Source organism: Pseudomonas sp. SCPG-7 (assembly GCF_002156405.1).
Classification (GTDB): domain Bacteria; phylum Pseudomonadota; class Gammaproteobacteria; order Pseudomonadales; family Pseudomonadaceae; genus Aquipseudomonas; species Aquipseudomonas parakoreensis.
Genome location: NZ_MVOO01000002.1, coordinates 66,366 through 87,985 on the forward strand (window position 1 = coordinate 66,366; position 21,620 = coordinate 87,985).

Sequence of the window (21,620 nt, forward strand, 5' to 3'; positions counted from 1 at the left end):
CGCAGCGCTCACGAGATTTTGGGGCCGCTGCGCAGCCCGGCGGGAGCAAGCTCCCTCGCCACAGAGGTCAGAGTTTCAAATTTCGGCCAAAAAAAACGCCCCGCACTCACTGAGTACGGGGCGTTTTTCATGTCGCAAGATCAAGCGAAGCTTGGGGTCTCGCTGCTTTCTTCAACCAGTTCCAGGGCGATGTTGTTCTGCGTGTTGATCTTGCGATACAGCGCAGCATCGGTTTCCAGAACCTTTTCACGGGCCGGGAAGATCTCCGCCAGTTTGGCCGCCCACTCACCCTTGGCCTTGGCCGGGAAGCATTTCTCGATCAGTTCCAGCATGATCGAAACGGTCACTGAAGCGCCTGGCGAAGCGCCGAGCAGGGCGGCGAGGGAGCCGTCTTTCGCTGCGACCAGCTCGGTACCGAATTGCAGGATGCCGCCCTTTTTCGGGTCCTTCTTGATGATCTGTACCCGTTGGCCGGCCACTTCCAGGCGCCAGTCTTCGGCTTTCGCCTCCGGGTAGAAGCGGCGCAGGGAGTCCAGACGCTGCTCCATCGATTGCATCACTTCGCTGACCAGGTACTTGGTCAGGTCCATGTTGTTTTTCGCCACTGCCAGCATCGGCCCGATGTTGCCCGCGCGAACCGACAGTGGCAGGTCCATGAAGGAGCCGTGCTTGAGGAACTTGGTGGTGAAACCGGCGTATGGCCCGAACAGCAGGGATTTCTTGCCGTCGACCACGCGGGTGTCCAGGTGCGGCACGGACATGGGCGGCGAACCCACCGCGGCCTGGCTGTAGACCTTGGCCTGGTGGTGCTTGACCACTTCCGGGTTATCGCAACGCAGCCACTGGCCACTGATCGGGAAGCCGCCGAAGCCTTTGCTTTCCTCGATGCCCGAAGCCTGCAGCAGCGGCAGGGCCGCGCCACCGGCGCCGAGGAAGACGAATTTGGCATCGACTTCACGGCTGTTGCCGCTGTTGACGTCCTTGATGCTGACGGTCCAGCCGGCGCCGTTACGCTTGAGGCCGGTCACGCGCTTGCAGTATTTGACCTGGGTGTCCGGTGCGCTGGTCAGGTGCTTGAGCAACTGATTGGTCAGGGCGCCGAAGTTGACGTCGGTGCCGTTCATCACGCGGGTCGCGGCCAGGACTTCGTCCGGCGAACGGCCCGGCATCATCAGCGGCATCCACTCGGCCATCTTGGCCTTGTCTTCGGTGTATTCCATGTCGGCGAAGGCGTGGTGCTTGTGCAGCACGTTGAAGCGTTCCTTGAGGAACGACACGCCTTTGTCACCCTGGACGAAGCTCAGGTGCGGCACCGGGCTGATGAAGGACTTGCACGAGCCGAAGGTGCCTTTTTTGGTCAGGTACGACCAGAACTGCTTGGACACTTCGAACTGGGTATTGATGTGCACGGCTTTCTTGATGTCGACGCTGCCGTCGGCGGCCTGCGGCGTGTAGTTCAGCTCGCACAGGCCGGCGTGGCCGGTACCGGCGTTGTTCCACGGGTTGGAACTCTCCGCGGCCCCGGAATCCATCAACTCGACGACTTCCAGCTTGATCGTCGGGTCGAGTTCTTTGAGCAGTACTGCCAGGGTGGCACTCATGATGCCGGCCCCAACCAGAACTACGTCGACTGCTTCGTTATGCGCCATTTAACGCGTCTCCAAAATCTGCAGCACCAAATTGTCGGCATGGCTGCCAGGGAGTGGCGGGGCAGGTCAGTTAAGCCCCGGATAACCCATGGTCAGGTTCGTCATGTCCGAATCTTCGCAATTTTTCGCAACTTCGACGGATGCATGCGGCCTGGCTTCAAGAGTTGCATGAACTCATTTCAGCACGCGGCTGGCAATTCGACTTATGGTCGAGACATCCGTTTTGTGCAACCAAATCCGTAGCGGACAGGCTTCAGGCTCCGATGTTCGAGGTATCCCCGGTCCTGTGTCGTTGGGCTGTTACAGACGCTAATGGTGCATGTTCAGACGCAAAACTATTCATTTGCTCGCCACACTCTTGTGAAGTTGTGAAAACCCGTTTTTTTCACGCTCTTTTGAAGACGTGAACCTCAAAAAAGGGCTGTCCAGGCCTGGCACCGTGCCCGCAAAGGCAAAACAACGCGGTGGCCGAGCGTATGACAGCTCTGCAGATTCGCGAAAAGCGGGGGTTTTGCCGGAAGAACAGGCAAGCGCGCCAACTTCACTCGATCTGTGTGGGCGGCTCTCTGTGGGCGATTTTGATGGCGAATGCAGGGCATTGCCGGTGTTGCGGGGCCCGATCAGGAGACGTCCTTATAATCGGGGGGAGATTGTATCGAAGAAATGCGGGCAGTTGGTCGAGTTTAATGACTTTTATTAGGCATCCGGTCAGATGCTCAACATCGCCTGGGCACGTGCGCGAGGTTGTTGCTCGATGACCCGGGCGCTGGCGGGCAGCGGCTGGTGCAACCAGTTGAGGCGGATTTCTTCGATTTCCACCCAGCCGTCGCCCATTGGCTTGAGGCTGCACTGTTTGAAGGCCTGGCAGTGGCCGTTGCGATCCAGCAGGGCGAAGCTGCGGTGCAGCGGACGTGGAGCGAACAACGAGATCAGATAACGCATGGCAAGTACCTTGTTGGGGACTGGTTTGAAGCTTGCCAGGCGGCCGTGACGCCAAGGTGTATGGGCGGTGAATAATCTGTGACAGGAACCGCATTCTCTCGGCTGGGTCAGACATTTGAGTATTCACTGTCGAGTGCTGGTTACCCGCAGTGGCCCACCGCTATACTGCCGGCCTGTTTGTGCCTGATTCTGGAGAAAAGAGCATGTTGCAACGCCTGTTGTTCGGTTTGATCACTGTGACCAGTTTGACCCTGGTTGGCTGCGCCCACAGCCCGCAACAACTGAGCCCGGAACCGAAGCTGACCACGCAGTTGGCCCCGGTCGGCCATGGCCAGCAAGTGGTGGTGCGCGTGGTTGACGGTCGTCCGTCGCCAACCCTCGGCACCCGTGGCGGCCTGTACCCGGAAACCAGCGCCATCACCGTACAGCGCGAGCAGATCCTGCCGAAGTTGCAGGCCCAGGCTGAAGCCGCCGTGCGGCTGCTCGGCTTCACCCCGACCAGCAACGCGATGAATGCGCCGCAGCTGACCGTGACCCTGACCGAGCTCAAGTACCAGTCGCCGAAAGAAGGCATGTACGTGACCGAGGCCACCATCGGCGCGACCTTCCGTTCCGACGTGCAGAGCGGCAACCGTCGTTACAGCGGCCGCTACGGTGCTTCGCTGGACCAGCGGTTCGGCATGGCGCCGAACCAGGAAACCAACACCAAGCTGGTCAGCGACGTGTTGAGCGACGCCTTGACTCGCCTGTTCAAGGACCCGACCGTGGGTCAGATCCTCGCCGAGTAAGCTGTTCGGCTGATGTGAAAAAGCCCGGTGCCAGTGATGGCGCCGGGCTTTTTCATGCCTGCGGCAGCTCCTACAGAGGACGATGTGGGTCAGGCGGCCTGGGAGTAGAAGTCGAGAACGCTCACACCGGTCAGCAGGTCAGTCTCCGGCAAATCCGCATGCTGATGCCCGCCGAGGGCGCAATACACCAGCCAGTGGCGATCCTGAACATTGAAGGCGAGGCTGCCGACGAGGCTTTGTTGTTCGTCGGTCGGGGTGATGAGGTACAGGCGATCCTGGTTTTCGGCGTGCAGCATGTCGCGTTCCATGTGTGTTTCGAGGCGCGCATGGTGGCCGATGTAAATGACGATGCCGTGACACAGGACAGCCATCGGTCGATTGTCAGGTTATTTGTCGCAAAGGGTAGGGTGGTGGCGGAGTGTTTCGGTAGAATCCGCGCCGCAGTCGTCGATCGGGCGCCTGCCACACTGATTCAGATCCGAGGTCTGTGATGTCGCTGCACTTGATGACGCTGTTTACCGCCCATCCCGCCAAATTGATCAATCTGCTGGCGCTGGCACTGGCCTTCCCCGGCAGTTGGCTGCTGCATGCGACTCGCCGTCGTGAACAACGCGCCATGGCCAGCATCGCCGCTCAGCGCCAGGCCCAACCCAACGCCGAACCGATTCTGGATTGGGCGACGTTGCGCATGAACCGCTTTTTCTACCGCTTCGGTTTTGCCTGCCTCGGCCTGGCCCTGATCGTCTCCTGGATCAGCACCCGCTTCTGAAAGCAAAAGATCGCAGCCTTCGGCAGCTCCTACAGGAGATTGGTGTAGGAGCTGCCGCAGGCTGCGATCTTTTGATCTTGCTTTTGTTTTACAACGGTAACCCAGCCTTCACCCGGTACTGATTGCGCACCGGCGTCGCATATTGCAGCACCAGATACGGACGATGCTCTACAGGGCAGGCGTCCAGACGGCTCTGCCATTCTTCCTGCGCCTTGGCCAGTTCGTCGGCGGGGAACAGCTCGGCAGCCTTCGGCACGTTCAGTTGCGGATCGGCATCGGCCCACTGCGCGTATGCCAGGTAATGCACCGGGAACAGGCGATAACCGCCGAGAATCTGCTTGTCCATCTCGACCGCCAATTGCTTGGTGTCTTCGAACAGCTCGGTGATTGGCGCGGCGAAGTTCACGTGCACCCGGCCCTTGTAGCCCGTAATGCCCTTGGCGATGCTCACGTCATCCTCGCCCGGTGCCTTGGCGTAGGTGCCGGTGGTGGCGCGGATATACAGCTCGCGGGCCTTGGCCTGGTCGCACGGGTCGTATTCGTAACTGATCGACACCGGGGTCAGGTTCAGCGACTGGATCACTTCGCCGAACGGCTCGTCCTTGCGGCTCATGTGGAACATCTTGAGGATCGCCGACTCGGTACGGTCGTCGCCGTCCTTGGCCCGGCCTTCGGCCTGCGCGATCCAGATCGAGGCGCAATCGTTGCGGATCGAGTGGTTGATGTACGCTGACAGCAATTGATACGCCGCCATCTTCTCGCGGCGCCCGGTGATCGAACGGTGCACGATGAAGCTCTTGTTCAGGCGCATCAGATCGCTGACAAAAGGCTTTTGCAGCAGGTTGTCGCCGATTGCGATGCGCGGCGTCGGCAGGCCGGCGTGGTACACCGCATAGTTGACGAAGGCCGGGTCCATCACAATGTCGCGGTGGTTGGCGATAAACAGATAAGCGCTGCCGGACTTGAATTGCTCGACACCCGTGTAGGTCACGCCGTCGGTGGCGCGCTCGATGGTGTGGTCGACGTAGGACTCGATCTTGTCCTGCAACGTCGCCACCGAGGTCACGCTGGCGAACTCACGACGCAGCCGATGGGCTATAAGTGGTTTGAGCATCCAGCCGAAGGCACCGGCAAAACGCGGGAAGCGGAAGTGGGTGAGGATATCTAGAAACGCCTTGTCGCCGAGCAGTCTTGCCAGTACCACAGGTACTTCGCTGTCGTCGTAAGGTCGGATGGCATCGAATTCGCCCATCATGCTCTCTTGTTGGAAACGGCTAGGGTAAGTAAAGGTTTTGATCGAAAACCAACGGGGCACGGTCTGAAAAAGTAGCCAGACAAAAATAGCCCTGCAAATAGACCGGCGATTATACGCACAAGTCACCTGGGAGACCGCGATGCTGGAAAGCGCACTGTATGAATGTCCGTATTGTGGTGAAGAGGTAGAGACGACAGTGGACTTGTCCGGCGGCGATCAGACCTACATCGAGGACTGTCAGGTGTGTTGTCGACCGATTACGTTTGTCTTGCAGGTGCATGGCGAGGACTGGTTTCTGGAAGTCTTTAGCGAAAACGAGTGAGGGGCGCCCATGCAGCGAATCTACGAGCCGGAAAACCTGATGGAAGGCGAGATGCTCAAGGGCATGCTCGCCAGCGAAGGCATCGAGGCGCACCTGGTGGGCCGGGATCTGCTCGGCGGCACGGGGGAGTTGCCGATTTTTGGTCTGCTGGGGTTGTCGGTCGAAAACGATCAGGCCGAATACGCCCGCGAGCTGATCACCGCGTACAATGCCGCGCTGCCGCTGCCCGGCGATGAACCGGAGAGCTTCCCCGGGACGCTGGTCTGTTAGGCTGACGTTCGTTTTATTGCTGAGTCGTGTTGCCCCATGTGTGGACGTTATGCCCTGTTTCGCTGGAACCGCGACTTCGCGGCCCTGCCCGGATTTCCCGCCGATCAGCAGGCGCAGTGGAATATTTCTCCCAATGATTCGGTGTTGATGCTGCGCTCCGAGGCCGACGGCCAACGCACGCTGGCCCGCGCCCGTTGGGGGCTGACGCCGCCGTGGCTGACCGATCTGTCGAAAACCCCGGCGCATGCCCGGGCGGAAACGGTCGCCGAGCAACCGATGTTCCGTGAAGCGCTGCGCCTGCGTCGTTGCCTGCTGCCGGCCAACGGTTTCTACGAATGGCGTGGCAATCTGCGCAAGCGCCCGTACTGGCTGACGCCGGGTGAGGGTTCATCGCTGTTTTTCGCGGCGATCTGGGAGGCGTATCCGGTGCAGGAGCAGGTGTGGCTGAGCACCGCCGTCATCACGCAGCCGGCGGCCAGTCAGCGCCGACCGTTGATTCTCGATGAGGCGGGGCAGGCGGCCTGGCTCGATCCCGCGACGCCGCTGCATGTGCTGCAGGGTTTGCTCGCCAGTGAGCCGGCGGCATTGCGCGAGCGGGTGCTGGCGAATCTGGTGAATGATCCGAAGCTCAATGGGCCGGAGTGTCTGACCCCGGGTTGATGTGAAAGCGAAAGGATCGCAGCCTGCGGCAGCTCCTGCATCGATTCTGTAGGAGCCGCCGCAGGCTGCGATCTTTTGATCTTGCTGTTAAACCTTGAACTGATTGATCAACCGCCGCTGCTGCTCCGCCAGTTTGGTCAGGCCGGCACTCGCCGAACTCGACTCATCCGCACCGCCCGCCACTTCATTGGCCACCTGACCGATATTGATCACGTTGCGGTTGATGTCATCCGCCACGGCGCTTTGCTCTTCAGCGGCACTGGCGATCTGCGTGTTCATGTCATTGATCACCGACACCGCCTGAGTAATCGTCTCCAGCGCCTCGGCGGCTTTCGCCGCGTGCTGCACGCTTTCGTCGGTGCGGTTCTGGCTGTCCTCCATGACCCGCACTACGTCGCGGGTGCCCTGTTGCAGTTGCTGGATCATGCTCTGGATTTCTTCGGTGGCCTTCTGGGTCTTCTGCGCCAGATTGCGCACCTCGTCCGCCACCACGGCAAAGCCGCGCCCTTGTTCGCCGGCACGCGCCGCTTCGATCGCCGCGTTCAGCGCCAGCAGGTTGGTCTGCTCGGCGATCCCGCGAATGGCCGTCAGGATCGCGTTGATGTTTTCACTGTCCTTGGCCAGGGTCTGCACCACGCCCACGGCTTTGCCGATTTCCAGCGCCAGCGCACCAATCGAATTCGAGGTATCACGGACGATCTGCATGCCCTGGCCAGCGGCCTGATCCGCATGGCTGGCGGCTTGCGCTGCCTGGGTGGCGTTGCGCGCCACGTCTTGCGCAGTGGCGGTCATTTCCTGCACGGCAGTGGCGACCTGATCGATCTCGGCCATTTGTTTCTGAATGCCGATGTTGGTGCGAATCGCGATGTCGGCCGTGTGTTCGGAGGAATCGCTGACGCTCTGCACCGACGTCACCACCTGCGTGATCATCGCCTGCAACTTGGCGAGGAAGGTGTTGAAGCCTTTGGCAATCGAGCCGAGTTCATCGCTGCGATCACTGCTCAAGCGGCGGGTCAGATCACCTTCACCTTTGGCAATGTCATCGAGCATGGCGACCATCTGCTTCAGGGGGCGGGCGATGCCGTGGCCCACCAGCCAGATCACCAGCAGGCCGATGCCGGCGATGATCAGGCCGACCATGGCCATACCGAAGGTGTCGGATTTGCGCTGGGCATCGAGGTCGGCCTGAAGTTTCTGCAGATCGGCCATTACCGCGTTCAGCGGCAGTTGCAGCATCAGGGTCCAGCGCGCGTCGGTCTGGCCGATGCCGAATGGCAGGTACAACTCGATGCGGCCCTTGTCCTTGTTGACCGAGTAGGTGACTTCGCCGCGTTTGAGATTGGCCATGTTGGCAATCTGTTCGGCGTCGAGAATGTCGCTGACCTTTTCACCGAATTTGCTCGGGTCCTGGGTGTAGGCCACGATCCGCCCGTTGCCGCCGATCAGGGCCATTTGCCCGGCGCCGCTGTACAGCTTCTGGTTGGCGGCGAGGAGCATGTCCTGAATGAAGTTCACCGACAGGTCGGCGCCGACGATGCCTTGAAAAGTGCCGTTGAGCATGATCGGTTCAATGAACGAGGCGAGCATGACGACTTTGTCGCCGACTTTGTAAGGCGCCGGATCGATCACGCAGGGCTTTTTGGTTTCCTTGGAACAGAGGTAATACTCACTGGCGCGCACCCCGGTGGACAGGGTTTTCTGATCGTCGACATCGGCCAGTTTGTCCACGCCCAGACTGCCGTCGGTATTGCGGAACCACCACGGCAGGAAGCGTCCGTTGGCAGGGTCGATACCGATCACGGCGCTGCCAACATAGGCTGCGTCATTGTGATCCAGTGCGTTCTTTTCCCAGCCGATGTAGGTGCCGAGAATTTTCGGGTTCTGCTCGACGTTTTCCTTGATCAGGCTGATCAGTTGCTCGCGGCTGACGCTCAGGCGCGGCTGGCCGTCGGCGCCCGGTGTGCCGAGCAGCGTGTTGACCCGCACCAGTCCGCCGGCAATCAGCAGCGGCGCTTCGAGTTCGCGCTGGATCTGGCTGACCTGGGTCTGCGCCAACGAGGTCAGGCGTTGTTCGATGACTTGTTCGAACTGCGCCTGAGTGCGCTGCTGCACCATGTCTTGAGTGCGGGCACCGGAAAACAGCGCGTACAGCACCAGCGCGGCAACCACGCTGAGGACGATGGCGCCGGCCAGGGCGGCGACGGAAAACTGGATCGACTTGAACTTCATGGGAGCTCCGCACGCAAGAGGACGTCTGCGCTGTTGTATCGGCAGCAGGCATTGCGCCATGAGTGGCGAGCGGAACATTCGGCGGATGATGTCGCAAATGGATCGGTGCACGACGCAGCGGCAGCAGGCTTGCCGGTTGCTGTGAATTTTTTACGACAACAGCGGTGGGAAACTTCCGAAAGACGCTGCAACACGTCTGTTGTATCTGGCGCCGATACAATTCACCCCCTACGATACGCGGCAGGTTTTCAGGGAGCTTTTGAATGAACAAGACATTGGTTGTAAGTGCACTGAGCGCAGCGCTGTTGCTGGCCGGTTGTCAGTCGGTCAACACCACCAGCGGCGGAGCCGTGGGCGTGGAGCGCAAGCAGTACATGTTCAGCATGCTGTCCTCGCAAGAGGTCGACCAGATGTATGCCCAGTCCTATCAGAAGACCGTCGGCGAGGCGTCGAGCAAAGGCGTGCTGGACAAGACCAGCCCGGAGGCCAAGCGGGTTCAGGCGATTGCCAACCGGCTGATCGCCCAGGCACCGAACTTCCGCCCGGATGCCGCGCAGTGGCAATGGGAAGTCAACCTGATCAAGAGCGATGAGCTCAACGCCAACTGCGGCCCTGGCGGCAAGATCATTTTCTATACCGGGCTGATCGACAGCCTGAAGCTGACCGACGATGAAATCGCCGCAGTCATGGGCCACGAAATCGCTCACGCCCTGCGCGAGCACGGTCGTGAAGCGATGTCCAAGGCTTATGGCATTGAAATGGCCAAGCAGGGTGCCGGTGCGCTGTTCGGTCTGGGCCAGGACAGCCTGGCGCTGGCCGACACCGTGGCCAACTACGGCATGACCTTGCCCAACAGCCGCGCCAATGAAAACGAAGCCGATCTGATTGGCCTCGAACTGGCCGCCCGCGCCGGGTACAACCCGAATGCGGCGATCACCTTGTGGAACAAGATGAGCAAGGCCTCGGAAGGCGCACCGCCGGAATTCATGAGCACTCACCCGGCCTCGTCCAGCCGAATCGCTTCGTTGCAGGCGGCAATTCCGAAGGTGATGCCGTTGTACGAAAAAGCCCCGAAGTCCTGAGATAGATCGGGCCATTGTGGCGAGGGAGCTTGCTCCCGTTCGGCTGCGAAGCAGTCGTAAATGCAGCAAAAGCGGTGAAACTGTTAAACCGCAATTGCAGAGGTTGGGCCGCTCCGCAGCCCAGCGGGAGCAAGCTCCCTCGCCACAGTTCAGTGTTACTTCAGGCTGGAATTAAACCCAGCCACTGCTCTGCATTGCCTTGTACACCGCGACGATTGCCAGGATGAAGAACGCCGAGGCCGCCAGGCGACGGATCAACGTCAGTGGCAATTTCTCCGCAGCAAAGTTACCCGCCAATACCACCGGCACGTTGGCAATCAGCATGCCTGCCGTGGTGCCGATAATCACCAGCCACAGCTCAGGGTATTGCGCCGCCAGCATCACGGTGGCGATCTGGGTCTTGTCACCGATTTCCGCCAGGAAGAACGCGATCAGCGTGGTCAGGAACGGGCCGAACTTGCGCGCGGTGCTGGCTTCATCGTCATCCATCTTGTCCGGGACCAGCGTCCACAGGGCAGTGGCGGCGAAGCTCGCGGCAAGAATCCAGTGCAACACCGAGTCGGAGAAGAAGCTGCCGAACCAGGCGCCTACCGCACCGGCTGCTGCGTGGTTGGCCAGGGTCGCGGCGACGATACCGGCAATGATCGGCCAGGGTTTGCGAAAGCGAGCGGCGAGAATCAGCGCGAGCAGTTGCGTCTTGTCGCCGATTTCGGCCAAGGCAACGATTGCGGTGGGAACGAGTAACGAGTCCAGCATCAGGATTTTCCTAAGGGGCGGGTCGACACGGCTATGACACGTACAGCCTTCCCGCCCCGGGTAAGGTGTGCGTGTCATAGGTCTTGTCAAACCCTGCGATCCGTCTGGTGCGGACGCTTGGGTCGCATACGCCATGATCTGAGGATCAAGTATGTTGACGTATGCCGGACGAGCTTGGCGCTCGTGGGAGACTACTCCCCTAGGACGGAGCGGATTCTGCCTAGGCAGAATCCATTCGGCAAGTGCTAATTTTCAGCCGCGCTTGGCCCGGTAAATCCGGAAACCATTGCCTTCGGCCTTGATCGCGCACACGCCCAGATGCTCTTCGATCAATGGCTGATACTTCAGGAAGCTGTTCGCAACCAAGCGCAGTTCGCCGCCGTTTTTCAGATGTTTGGCTGCTTTTCGCAGCAAGTTCTCGGTAGCGAAGTAATCCGTATGCACCCCGACATGGAACGGCGGGTTGCTCAGAATCGCGTTCAAACCCATGGGTGCAGCATCGATGCCGTCACCGGTCAGCACTTCGGCTTCCAGACCGTTGGCCGCCAAAGTAAGACGACTGCTGGCGGCGGCGAAGGCATCGACGTCGAGCAGGGTCACCTGATTGTGCGGATAACGCCGTTTGACCGCCGCGCCCAAAACCCCGGCGCCACAACCGAAATCCAGCAGATGACCGCTCGGCAGTTTGTCCAGGTGCTCCAGCAGCAGCGCGCTGCCACGATCCAGTCGGCCATGACTGAACACGCCCGGCAGGCTGATGACTTTAAGCGGGCCTTCGGCCAGCGGCAGCTCGTAAGTCTGCGCCAGGCTTTCCAGCGATTTGGCTTCCGGCGCATTGGCCACGGTCACTTGCCACAGTTGGCAATGGCGCGCGCTGTCGAGTTTGCGCGGCTTGCCGAACGGGTTGAGCTGCTTGGATGCACCCTCGATTCCGCTGCGTTTTTCCCCGACCAGAAACACTTCGCGCCCGGGCAGACGTGCGGCCACCGCGTTGAGGATGTAGTCGGTCAGGTCCTTGGACTTGGGCAAAAACACCACGGCGCTGTCGAACTCGCGCTCCGGCACGTTTACGCCGAAATGGCTGCGACCTTCGAAACGTGCATCGAGTGCGGCCTGATCGCCGGCGTGCCAGCACCAGCCGAACGCATTCGGCAAACGCCCGAGCAAATCGTCGGCGGGCAACCCGGCCAGCAACAGCGAACCCTGGAATAACTCTGCCTGACGAAGCAGTACTTCACTGCGCGGATCCATAACTGCTCCCTGGAAAAAAAGTGCCGCAGTTTATCAACTGACGACCCGCAGCGCTGTACCGCTGAAGAACGCCTGGGCGTTTTCGGTCAATTGGCCAACGATACGCTGCCGTGCTTCGCGACTGCCCCAGGCGTTGTGCGGAGTGACGATCAGCCGTGGAATATCGCCCGCCAGCAGCGGATTGCCGTTGACCGGCGGTTCGACACTGAGCACATCGGTCGCTGCACCGCCGAGGTGACCGTTGCGCAGGGCATCGGCCAAGGCTTGCTCGTCGATCAAACCACCGCGAGCGGTGTTGACCACAAAGGCGCCGGGTTTCATCGCCGCCAGCTCGCGGGCGCCGATGAAGTGTCGGGTGTGTTCATTAAGCGGGCAGTGCAGGGTCAGGGCGTCGATCTGCGGCAGCAGTTCGTTCAGGGGCAGACGATCCGGGCGTGCCGGGCGGCCGGGAATCTGCCCGAGCAACACACGCATGCCAAACGCTTCGGCCAGCCTTGCGACCGCGCCGCCGAGTTCGCCATGACCGAGCAGGCCAAGGGTTTTGCCCTCCAGTTCGACAATCGGGTAGTCCAGCAGGCAGAACTGTCTGGCTTGCTGCCAGCGACCATCGCCGACGGCTTTTTGATAATCGGCCAGGCGGGTGGCGAGGTTGAGCAGCAACATGATCGTGTGCTGCGCCACCGACGGCGTGCCGTAACCCTGACAGTTGCACACGGTAATGCCGTGGACGCGAGCCGCGTCCAGATCAACGTTGTTGGTGCCGGTGGCGGTAATCAGGATCAGTTGCAGATCCGGATTGGCGGCCATCGCGGCGGCGTCGATGCGGATCTTGTTGGTGATCGCCACGCGGGCACCGTGCAGGCGTTCGGCGACTTGTTCCGGTGCGGTCTGGGCGAACAGTTGCAGGTCGCTGAAGCAGGCGTGCAATGGGCTGAGGTCGAGATCGCCGAGATCCAGTGACGGGTGATCGAGGAATACGGCGCGGCGCGGGTTCGTCATCAACTGTACCTTTTGTGCTTGGAACGGAAGGCGTAATCTGCCGAGCCTACCAGATGAAACAATTGGTTACTCAAAGCCAGAGGTACTCACAAGTCCTGTGGGAGCGAGCTTGCTCGCGAAGAGGGCGGATCAAGCGAATTGCTGTTGTCTGACACACCGCTTTCGCGAGCAAGCTCGCTCCCACAGGGAAAACATCTGCGCCATGAGTCCGATTTGACTGATTACTTCCAGAGGAGCCCCCATGTACTGGACCGAGTTCTTGACCGTTGCCCTGATCCACCTGCTGGCCGTGGCCAGCCCCGGCCCGGACTTTGCCGTGGTGGTGCGCGAGAGCGTGACCCATGGTCGTCGCGCCGGCACCTGGACCGCGCTGGGTGTGGGCACGGCGATTTTCCTGCATGTGGGTTATTCGCTGCTGGGCATCGGCCTGATCGTGTCGCAGTCGATTGTGCTGTTCAACGCCTTGAAATGGGCCGCCGCCGCTTACCTGCTGTACATCGGCTTCAAAGCCTTGCGCGCGCAGCCGGCGAAAACCGTTACCGATGACCTGCACAAGGAAGCTGGCGTGCGTACCGCGCGCGGCGCCTTCACTTCAGGCTTCGTCACCAATGGCCTGAACCCGAAAGCCACGCTGTTTTTCCTGTCGCTGTTTACCGTGGTGATCAACCCGCACACGCCACTGGCGGTGCAGGCCGGGTACGGGGTTTACCTGGCGGTGGCGACTGCGACCTGGTTCTGTCTGGTGGCGATGCTGTTCAGTCAGCAACGTGTACGTGCCGGTTTTGCCCGCATGGGCCATTGGTTCGACCGCACCATGGGCGCGGTACTGATCGCTCTCGGCGTGAAAATCGCGTTTACCGAGATGCACTAAGAGCTGAAGCCCGATCAAAACTGTGGGAGCGAGCTTGCTCGCGAAGGCGTCGGATCAGTCGATATCACAGGTGACTGGAAGATTGCTTTCGCGAGCAAGCTCGCTCCCACAGGGAGATGGGGAGTTCCTACACGAGTTGGCTGAGTTTGCTCAGATTATTCAGGTACTCCCGGGGATTCTCCCCGAGCAACCGGCGAAACATCGCGCTGAACGCCCGCGCGCTGCCGTACCCTAGGTCCCGCGCCACGCGCTGCACGCTGTCCCCGGCGAGCAGGCGCGGCAGCGCTTCCATCAGGCGCAGTTGCTGGCGCCAGGCGTTGAAACTCATCTTCAGTTGTCGCTGGAACAGCCGCGCCAGAGTGCGTGAGCTGGCGCCGACCTGCTGCGCCCAGTCTTCCAGGGTGTTGGGGTGATCCGGGGTGTGCAGCAACGCCAGACAGATGTTCTGCAGGCGTCGGTCGGTGGGCATTGGAATGTGCAGCGGCAGGTTTTCCAGGCTGGCGAGCTCTTCCAGCATCAACTGCTGGATCAGCGGATTGTCCGCGTGCGGCGGGCCTTGTACGGCGCGCAGGATCAGCTCGCGCAGTAACGGCGTCACCGCCAGCACGCAGCACTGTTGCAGGCTGGCCGGTGACAGCTCGGGGGCAATGAACAGCGAGCGCATCTGCACATCGCCGGACATGAATATCTCGTGCGCGACTTGCGGTGGAATCCATACCGCGCGGCTTGGCGGAATCACCCAGGCACCGAGGCCGGTGACCACCCGCATGATCCCTCTGACGGCATACAGCAACTGCGCCTCGCGGTGCAGGTGCAGCGGCTGGTGCGCGCCGTCCAGATAATCCCGGGGATAGGCACTCACCGGGCCGTGTTCGAAGTGGCTGATTAACATGTCGGATTCGATGACCTGGTTGGCAGGTATGCGCTTTTTCGCCAACTTAGCATAAAGCCGCTGACAACCCTCCACCCATAACAAACACAAGCGTGCTGCCATGAATCAATCTCGAAACGTGATCCGCTACGTCAATGCTGCCCATGTGATCGATCACATGTTCATGCTGATTTTCCCCGCCGCCGTGCTCGGCATGACCCAGGCCTTTGGTCTCGACTACGCCGCGCTGATCGGTCTGTCCCTGGGTGGGTTCATTGCCTTTGGCGCCTGCTCGTTACCCGCCGGCTGGCTGGGCGATCACTGGAGTCGGCGGCAGATGATGCTGGTGTTTTTCTTCGGCATCGGCGCCTCGGCGATCTTCACCGGGCTGAGCACCAGCCCGACGATGCTGGTGATCGGGTTGACCCTGATCGGAATTTTCGCCGCGATCTACCACCCGGTGGGCACCGCGATGCTGGTGGCCTACGCGCAGAATCGCGGGCGGGAGATCGGCATCAATGGCATGTGGGGCAACCTCGGCGTGGCGTTCTCGGCGCTGGTCACCGGGTTGCTGGTGGCGCAGTTCGGCTGGCGTTCGGCCTTTGTGTTACCGGGCGTGGTGGCGATCATGCTGGGAATCGGCTTTGCCGTGCAGGTGCGCGAAGAGCCGATCCCGCAGCGTCCACACACCGCACTGAAGGGCGCTGCCGGGCAGCGGATTTCGATGCTCATGGTGTTTGGTGTGCTGGCACTGGCGACGGCCACCGGCGGTGTGGTGTTCAACGCCACCACCATGACCTACCCGAAGCTGTTTGAGGAACGTCTGCATGACTTGTTCGCCTCGCCGCAAACCCTCGGCGTGGTGGTCAGCCTGGCGTATGCCTTCGGTGCGGTGGCGCAGCTGAGCATCGGTCAAGTGCTGCACCGGATCAGTCTGAAATGGCCGTTTCTCGTGCTGACGCTGTTTCAGGCGCCGTTGCTGTACGGCATGGCCCATGTCGATGGCTGGGCGGTGATCGTGCTCGGTGCGGCGTTCATGTTCGTGGTGTTCGGTCAGGTCACGGTGAACGACTCGATGGTCGCCAATTTTGTCGCGCCGCAGTGGCAGTCACGGGTCTTCGCCCTGCGTTACTGCCTGTCGTTCGGCGCCAGTGCGACAGCGATTCCGCTGATTGCCTATGTCGAGCCGCGTCATGGTTTCGTAGGGCTTTACTTGATTCTGGCGGGTTTCGGCGCATTGACCTTCCTTGCTGCGCTGGTTTTCCCACGGACGCCTTCCGAAGCTGCTGTAGGGCAAACGGCCTGATCGGCGCTGAAATACCGGCAAATGCTGGCGCAAAGCTAGCATTTGTACGGCTGTGCAAATCATTCCTTCGGCTGATTTGGCTGGGGTATAACGGCTCTAGAGTAATGCTCTCTACGCCAACACCGTGCAGCCAGAAAAGGGATTCATATGTTGCAGACTCGCGTCATTCCCCCGGCCGATGGGGCCTACCAGTATCCATTGCTGATCAAGCGGTTGCTGATGTCCGGCGCCCGTTACGAGAAAACCCGCGAGATCATCTACCGAGACCAGTTGCGCTACAGCTATCCGACCCTGATCGAGCGGATTGCGCGGCTGGCCAATGTGTTGACGGCGGCCGGGGTGAAGGCGGGTGACACCGTGGCGGTGATGGACTGGGACAGCCATCGCTACCTGGAATGCATGTTCGCCATTCCGATGATCGGCGCGGTGATTCACACCATCAACGTACGGCTGTCGCCGGAGCAGATCCTCTACACCATGAACCACGCCGAGGACCGCTTCGTGCTGGTCAACAGCGAGTTCGTCGGACTGTATCAGGCCATCGCGCCGCACCTGACCACGGTGGAGAAGACCCTGCTGCTGACCGATCTGCCGGAAAAGACCGCCGAGTTGCCGAACCTGGTCGGCGAGTACGAGCAACTGCTGGCCGCCGCCAGTGCGCACTACGACTTTCAGGATTTCGACGAGAACTCCGTCGCCACCACGTTCTACACCACCGGCACCACCGGCAATCCGAAGGGCGTGTATTTCACCCATCGGCAACTGGTGCTGCACACCATGGGCGTGTCGACGATCATGGGCGCGATCGACAGCGTGCGCCTGCTCGGCACCAACGATGTGTACATGCCGATCACGCCGATGTTCCATGTGCATGCCTGGGGCCTGCCGTACGTGGCGACGATGCTCGGGCTCAAGCAGGTTTATCCGGGGCGTTACGACCCGGAGTTCCTGGTCGAGCTGTGGCGCAAGGAGAAGGTCACGTTCTCCCACTGCGTGCCGACCATCCTGCAAATGCTGCTCAACGCCAAAGGCGCGCAGGGCACCGATTTCGGCGGCTGGAAAATCGTCATCGGCGGCAGTGCGCTCAATCGCACGCTGTATGAAACCGCCAAGGCCCGGGGCATTCAGTTGACGGCGGCGTACGGCATGTCGGAGACCGGGCCGCTGGTCTCGTGTGCGCACCTCAACGATGAATTGATGGCCGGCACTGAAGATGAGCGCACCACTTACCGGATCAAGGCCGGTGTGCCGGGGCCGCTGGTGGAAGCCGCGATTGTCGACGCCGAGGGCAACTTCCTCCCCGCCGACGGCGAAACCCAGGGCGAACTGGTGCTGCGTGCGCCGTGGCTCACCGAAGGCTATTTCAACGAACCGCAGAAGGGCGCCGAACTGTGGGCCGGTGGGTGGCTGCACACCGGCGATGTGGCAACGCTCGACAGCATGGGCGTGATCGACATCCGCGACCGCATCAAGGATGTGATCAAGACTGGCGGCGAGTGGATCTCTTCGCTGGACCTCGAAGACCTGATCAGCCGTCATGTGGCGGTACGTGAAGTAGCAGTGGTGGGCATCGCCGATCCGCAATGGGGCGAGCGGCCGTTTGCACTGCTGGTGATCCGCGAAGGGCACGAGATCGGTGCGCGCGAGCTCAAGGAACACCTCAAGCCGTTCGTGGAACTGGGGCACTTGAGCAAGTGGGCGATCCCGAGCCAGATCGCCCTTGTTACGGAAATTCCCAAGACCAGCGTCGGCAAGCTCGACAAGAAGCGCATCCGCCTCGACATCACCGAATGGCAGGCCAACAACAGCACCTTCCTCTCGACACTTTGAGTGTCTGCTGGCGCGCCGAAAACGGCGCGCCAGACCCACCAAGCAAGCGCTTGGCTTGTTAAATCGAAAAAATCAGCCATCCTTGCCGAGCCGACATCTGTCGGACTGGCGAAAGGACTGTTCCAGAGTGGTCGGCAGCTGCAAATCACACTTTAGAGGGATCAAGCGATACCCGCCTGCTGGCTATAGTCCGCTCAAGGATTTTTAAGAACGGGGCACACGCACGACACGGGGCGATGCAACTTTGGAGTGACGTCGGGCGGCTACTGGCTCCCGGTCTTCCAGGCGTTTTTAAAAGTACTCAATGCCATAACAATAATGCACATGGAGTAGCGTCGATGACATCAGTAAACCAGTTCTGGCGCCGGGCTAAACTGCCTCTGGCCGTCAGTCTTGCCTCTACGCTCGCCGGGCCCGCATTCGGCGTCAGTTTCAACGTCGGTGAAATCGAAGGTCAGTTCGACTCTTCGCTCTCCCTGGGCATGAGTATCTCGACTCAGCAGCCGAACAAGGACCTTATTGGTGTCAACAACGGCGGCAAGGGCCTGTCCCAGACCTCCGACAACGGCCACCTGAACTTCAAGAGCGGGCAAGCCTTCTCGAAGATCTTCAAAGGCATCCATGATCTCGAATTGAAATACGGCGACACCGGGGTCTTCGTCCGGGGCAAATACTGGTACGACTTCGCGCTGCAGAACCAGGATCTGGAATACAAGGACGTCAGCAACCACAACCGCGATGTGGCGGCGCGTTCTTCCGGCGGGCAGATCCTCGACGCCTTCGTTTACCACAACTACTCGATTGCCGATGAGCCAGGTTCGGTGCGCCTGGGCAAGCAGGTTGTGAACTGGGGCGAAAGTACCTTCATCGGCGGTGGCATCAACTCGATCAACCCGATCGACGTGTCCGCGTTCCGTCGTCCGGGTGCCGAGATCAAGGAAGGTCTGATCCCGGTCAACATGTTCTACGTGTCGCAGAGCCTCACCGAAAACCTTTCTGCCGAAGGTTTCTATCAGATCGACTGGCAGAAGACCGTCACCGACAACTGCGGCACGTTCTTCTCGCAGCCGGACATCGTCACCACCGGTTGCGACGACAACCTGCGGGTATTGAACAAGCGTTCGACCATTCCGGGGATTGCGCTCGGGCCGTTGGCCAACGCCGGTGTCGACGTCAACGAAGAAGGCGTGCTGGTACGCCGTGCGCCTAACCGCAATGCGCGTGACAGCGGACAGTGGGGCGTTTCCGCCAAGTACATGTTCGACCCGCTGGCCACCGAATTCGGTGCCTATTTCATGAACTATCACAGCCGCGCGCCGATCTTCAGCGCCACCGGCGCGCCACAGTCGATCTATAACGGCGTCAAGGCATTGCCAGGGCCGTTCCAGGCATTGGGCCCGCTGGTCGTGGCAGGCAACTCGGAATACTTCATCGAATACCCTGAAGACATTCGCCTCTACGGTCTGAGCTTCTCCACCACCCTGCCTACCGGTACGGCGTGGAGCGGTGAGGTCAGCTACCGGCCGAACGCACCGGTGCAATTGAACTCCACCGACATTCTGTTCGCCGGTGTGCGTCCGCTGGGTGGCGCGTTGACCAATGCGTCGGTCCTCAACGGTGTGCCGGGCCAGGACCTGCACGGTTACAACCGCAAAGAGATCACCCAACTGCAAACCACCCTGACGCACTTCTTCGATCAGGTGATGGGCGCCAACCGTCTGACCCTGGTGGGTGAAGTCGGCGTGACCCACGTCGGTGGTCTGGAAAGCAAGTCCGAAGCCCGTTACGGCCGCGACCCGGTGTTCGGCCCGGGTGAGTTGCCTGCCACTGGCGGTCTGAACACCTGCTCGCAGATCCTCAACACCTCGACCATCAACGGTGCCGGTCCGGGGGCGTCGCGCGATAACGTGTCCAGCAACTGCAACAACGACGGTTTCACCACCTCGACCTCGTGGGGCTATCGCGCTCGTGCGATCTGGGATTACAGCGACGTGTTCGCCGGTGTGAACCTCAAGCCGAACGTGGCCTGGTCGCATGACGTGAAAGGCTACTCGCCAGGCCCTGGCGGCAACTTCGAGGAAGGTCGCAAGGCGATCAGTCTCGGTCTGGATGCCGAATACCAGAACACCTACACGGCGAGCCTGGCCTACACCAACTTCTTTGGCGGCGACTACACGACCGTGGACGATCGTGACTTCGTTGCCCTCAGTGTTGGCGTGAACTTCTAAGCACAGTTTTTTCAGGACGAACACACATATGAAAATAACAAAGAGTCTGTTCCAAGCCGGTGTTCTGGGGCTGTCGCTGCTGGCGACCAGCGTCATGGCGGCCGTTCCCGCCGCCGAAGCCGACAAACTGGGCAAGAGCCTGACGCCGATGGGCGCTGAAATGGCCGGTAACGCCGACGGTTCGATCCCGGCCTGGAAACCGCTGCCGAAAAATGCCGGTACCGTCGACAGCAAGGGTTTCCTGTCCGACCCGTTCGGCAGTGAAAAACCGCTGTTCACCATCACCGCGCAGAACGTCGAGCAGTACAAGGCCAAGCTTGCTCCGGGCCAGTACGCGATGTTCAAGCGCTACCCGGATACCTTCAAGATGCCGGTGTACCCGTCCCATCGCGGTTCGACCGTGCCGGATGACGTGTTTGCCGCGATCAGGAAGAACGCCACTACCACCAATCTGGTTGCCGGCGGTAACGGTCTGGAAAACTTCGACACCGCCGTGCCGTTCCCGATTCCGAAAAGCGGTCTGGAGGTGATCTGGAACCACATCACCCGCTATCGCGGTGGCAGCGTGACCCGTCTGGTCACCCAGGCCACGCCGCAAACCAACGGCTCGTTCAGCCTGGTGTATTTCCAGGACCAGTTCGTGTTCCGCGACAAGATGAAGGATTACGATCCGGCCAACCCGGGCAACATCCTGTTCTACTTCAAGCAGAAAGTGACCGCGCCGGCACGTCTGGCCGGTACCGTGCTGCTGGTGCACGAAACCCTCGACCAGGTGAAGGAACCGCGCAAGGCGTGGGTCTACGCCACTGGCCAGCGCCGTGTGCGTCAGGCACCGCAAGTGTCCTATGACGGGCCGGGTACTGCCGCGGATGGCCTGCGCACTTCCGACAACCTCGACATGTACAACGGTGCGCCGGATCGCTACGACTGGGCGCTGGAAGGCAAGAAAGAGATGTACATCGCCTCCAACAGCTACAAGATCGACTCGCCGACCCTCAAGTACGCCGACATCATCAAGGCTGGCCACATCAATCAGGATCTGACCCGTTACGAGCTGCGTCGGGTCTGGCACGTGGTGGCGACCCTGAAACCGGGTCAGCGCCATATCTACGCCAAACGTGACTTCTACATCGACGAAGACACCTGGCAGGCAGCGGTCATCGACCATTACGACGGTCGCGGTCAGCTGTGGCGTGTGGCCGAGGCGCATGCCGAGGATTACTACGACAAGCAAGTGCCGTGGTACGCGCTGGAAGCCCTGTACGACCTGCAATCGGGCCGTTACCTGGCACTGGGCATGAAGAACGAAGAGAAATCAGCGTATGACTTCGGCTTCTCTGCCACCAAGAGCGAATTCCAGCCGGGCAACCTGGGCCAGGACGGTATCCGCTAAGCTTTGACCCGAGGCCGCATCCTCGAAAAAACGCCCCGACTGGTTCGGGGCGTTTTTTTGCGTCGCGCTTTTGTGAACGAGCGTCTGCTGGCTCGTAGTCTTTTTGTAGCCATTTGTAGCAATAACCTTCAAACCCTCTACGTTTACCG

The 21,620-nt window shown here is 60.6% G+C and carries 20 protein-coding genes, 1 pseudogene and 1 riboswitch; of the genes and pseudogenes, 11 read left to right on the top strand and 10 right to left on the bottom strand.

From position 1 onward, the window contains the following. Positions 1-140 precede the first annotated feature (140 nt). A complete protein-coding gene (gene mqo, locus B1722_RS04675) occupies positions 141-1,649 on the bottom strand; it encodes a malate dehydrogenase (quinone) (RefSeq protein WP_041072424.1) in 1,509 nt (502 codons plus the stop codon). A gap of 708 nt (positions 1,650-2,357) precedes the next feature. Further along, positions 2,358-2,591 (bottom strand): hypothetical protein, encoded by a 234-nt coding sequence (locus B1722_RS04680; RefSeq protein WP_041072422.1) that lies wholly within the window; start codon positions 2,589-2,591, stop codon positions 2,358-2,360. A gap of 203 nt (positions 2,592-2,794) precedes the next feature. Between B1722_RS04680 and B1722_RS04685 the strand changes: the two genes are divergently transcribed. After that, positions 2,795-3,379, top strand: coding sequence for a YajG family lipoprotein (locus tag B1722_RS04685; RefSeq protein WP_025109324.1), 585 nt, complete (start codon positions 2,795-2,797; stop codon positions 3,377-3,379). An 89-nt stretch (positions 3,380-3,468) separates the two neighbouring features. Here B1722_RS04685 and B1722_RS04690 read toward each other — a convergent pair whose 3' ends face one another. Then, positions 3,469-3,675, bottom strand: a complete 207-nt coding sequence (locus tag B1722_RS04690) for a hypothetical protein (protein ID WP_027612213.1) — start codon at positions 3,673-3,675, stop codon at positions 3,469-3,471. Between the two features lie 194 nt (positions 3,676-3,869). Here B1722_RS04690 and B1722_RS04695 point away from each other — a divergent pair, with 194 nt between their 5' ends. Further along, positions 3,870-4,148 (top strand): hypothetical protein, encoded by a 279-nt coding sequence (locus B1722_RS04695; protein ID WP_007967709.1) that lies wholly within the window; start codon positions 3,870-3,872, stop codon positions 4,146-4,148. Positions 4,149-4,236: 88 nt separating this feature from the next. On the opposite strand, the gene B1722_RS04700 is transcribed toward B1722_RS04695, so the two are convergent. After that, complete coding sequence (locus tag B1722_RS04700; RefSeq protein ID WP_174376906.1) at positions 4,237-5,400, bottom strand: 1-acyl-sn-glycerol-3-phosphate acyltransferase; 1,164 nt, start codon at positions 5,398-5,400, stop codon at positions 4,237-4,239. A 142-nt stretch (positions 5,401-5,542) separates the two neighbouring features. On the opposite strand from B1722_RS04700, the gene B1722_RS04705 reads away from it, so the two are divergent. The 3 genes from B1722_RS04705 to B1722_RS04715 are packed head-to-tail and all read left to right on the top strand — an operon-like array spanning position 5,543 to position 6,655. Continuing rightward, positions 5,543-5,725, top strand: coding sequence for a CPXCG motif-containing cysteine-rich protein (locus B1722_RS04705; RefSeq protein WP_020799766.1), 183 nt, complete (start codon positions 5,543-5,545; stop codon positions 5,723-5,725). A 9-nt stretch (positions 5,726-5,734) separates the two neighbouring features. Beyond that, positions 5,735-5,995, top strand: a complete 261-nt coding sequence (locus tag B1722_RS04710; RefSeq protein WP_003228093.1) for a putative signal transducing protein — start codon at positions 5,735-5,737, stop codon at positions 5,993-5,995. A 36-nt stretch (positions 5,996-6,031) separates the two neighbouring features. Beyond that, positions 6,032-6,655, top strand: coding sequence for an SOS response-associated peptidase (locus B1722_RS04715; RefSeq protein WP_086791613.1), 624 nt, complete (start codon positions 6,032-6,034; stop codon positions 6,653-6,655). A gap of 87 nt (positions 6,656-6,742) precedes the next feature. Here B1722_RS04715 and B1722_RS30040 read toward each other — a convergent pair whose 3' ends face one another. After that, positions 6,743-7,585, bottom strand: a complete 843-nt coding sequence (locus tag B1722_RS30040; RefSeq protein ID WP_371851365.1) for a methyl-accepting chemotaxis protein — start codon at positions 7,583-7,585, stop codon at positions 6,743-6,745. 12 nt (positions 7,586-7,597) lie between these two features. Further along, positions 7,598-8,962 (bottom strand): annotated as a pseudogene (locus B1722_RS30045) (HAMP domain-containing protein); the annotation flags it as partial. Positions 8,963-9,147: 185 nt separating this feature from the next. Here B1722_RS30045 and B1722_RS04725 point away from each other — a divergent pair. After that, positions 9,148-9,966 carry a M48 family metallopeptidase gene (locus B1722_RS04725; protein ID WP_025109318.1) on the top strand — a complete coding sequence of 273 codons (819 nt, stop codon included), beginning with the start codon at positions 9,148-9,150 and terminating at the stop codon, positions 9,964-9,966. A 171-nt stretch (positions 9,967-10,137) separates the two neighbouring features. Here B1722_RS04725 and B1722_RS04730 read toward each other — a convergent pair whose 3' ends face one another. The 3 genes from B1722_RS04730 to B1722_RS04740 form a co-directional block, all read right to left on the bottom strand. Next, the gene (locus B1722_RS04730; RefSeq protein WP_047296462.1) at positions 10,138-10,722 is read right to left on the bottom strand and encodes a TMEM165/GDT1 family protein; all 585 of its coding nucleotides are present in this window, start codon (positions 10,720-10,722) and stop codon (positions 10,138-10,140) included. An 89-nt stretch (positions 10,723-10,811) separates the two neighbouring features. Beyond that, positions 10,812-10,934, bottom strand: a riboswitch (yybP-ykoY riboswitch). Positions 10,935-10,974: 40 nt separating this feature from the next. Next, positions 10,975-11,973 carry a class I SAM-dependent methyltransferase gene (locus B1722_RS04735; protein ID WP_003228088.1) on the bottom strand — a complete coding sequence of 333 codons (999 nt, stop codon included), beginning with the start codon at positions 11,971-11,973 and terminating at the stop codon, positions 10,975-10,977. A 33-nt stretch (positions 11,974-12,006) separates the two neighbouring features. Continuing rightward, positions 12,007-12,972 (bottom strand): 2-hydroxyacid dehydrogenase, encoded by a 966-nt coding sequence (locus tag B1722_RS04740; protein WP_086791621.1) that lies wholly within the window; start codon positions 12,970-12,972, stop codon positions 12,007-12,009. Between the two features lie 241 nt (positions 12,973-13,213). On the opposite strand from B1722_RS04740, the gene B1722_RS04745 reads away from it, so the two are divergent. Next, positions 13,214-13,843 (top strand): LysE family translocator, encoded by a 630-nt coding sequence (locus tag B1722_RS04745; RefSeq protein WP_041072405.1) that lies wholly within the window; start codon positions 13,214-13,216, stop codon positions 13,841-13,843. Positions 13,844-13,970: 127 nt separating this feature from the next. On the opposite strand, the gene B1722_RS04750 is transcribed toward B1722_RS04745, so the two are convergent. Beyond that, positions 13,971-14,735: a helix-turn-helix domain-containing protein gene (locus B1722_RS04750; RefSeq protein WP_086791623.1), complete on the bottom strand. Its 765-nt coding sequence runs from the start codon at positions 14,733-14,735 to the stop codon at positions 13,971-13,973. A 100-nt stretch (positions 14,736-14,835) separates the two neighbouring features. On the opposite strand from B1722_RS04750, the gene B1722_RS04755 reads away from it, so the two are divergent. The 4 genes from B1722_RS04755 (at position 14,836) to B1722_RS04770 (ending at position 21,471) form a co-directional block, all read left to right on the top strand. Further along, positions 14,836-16,020, top strand: a complete 1,185-nt coding sequence (locus B1722_RS04755) for an MFS transporter (protein ID WP_041072401.1) — start codon at positions 14,836-14,838, stop codon at positions 16,018-16,020. Between the two features lie 147 nt (positions 16,021-16,167). Beyond that, positions 16,168-17,850, top strand: coding sequence for a fatty acid--CoA ligase (locus B1722_RS04760; protein WP_086791625.1), 1,683 nt, complete (start codon positions 16,168-16,170; stop codon positions 17,848-17,850). A 338-nt stretch (positions 17,851-18,188) separates the two neighbouring features. Then, positions 18,189-20,078, top strand: coding sequence for a DUF1302 domain-containing protein (locus B1722_RS04765; protein ID WP_041072397.1), 1,890 nt, complete (start codon positions 18,189-18,191; stop codon positions 20,076-20,078). Positions 20,079-20,106: 28 nt separating this feature from the next. After that, the gene (locus B1722_RS04770) at positions 20,107-21,471 is read left to right on the top strand and encodes a DUF1329 domain-containing protein (RefSeq protein ID WP_041072394.1); all 1,365 of its coding nucleotides are present in this window, start codon (positions 20,107-20,109) and stop codon (positions 21,469-21,471) included. Positions 21,472-21,620 lie beyond the last annotated feature (149 nt).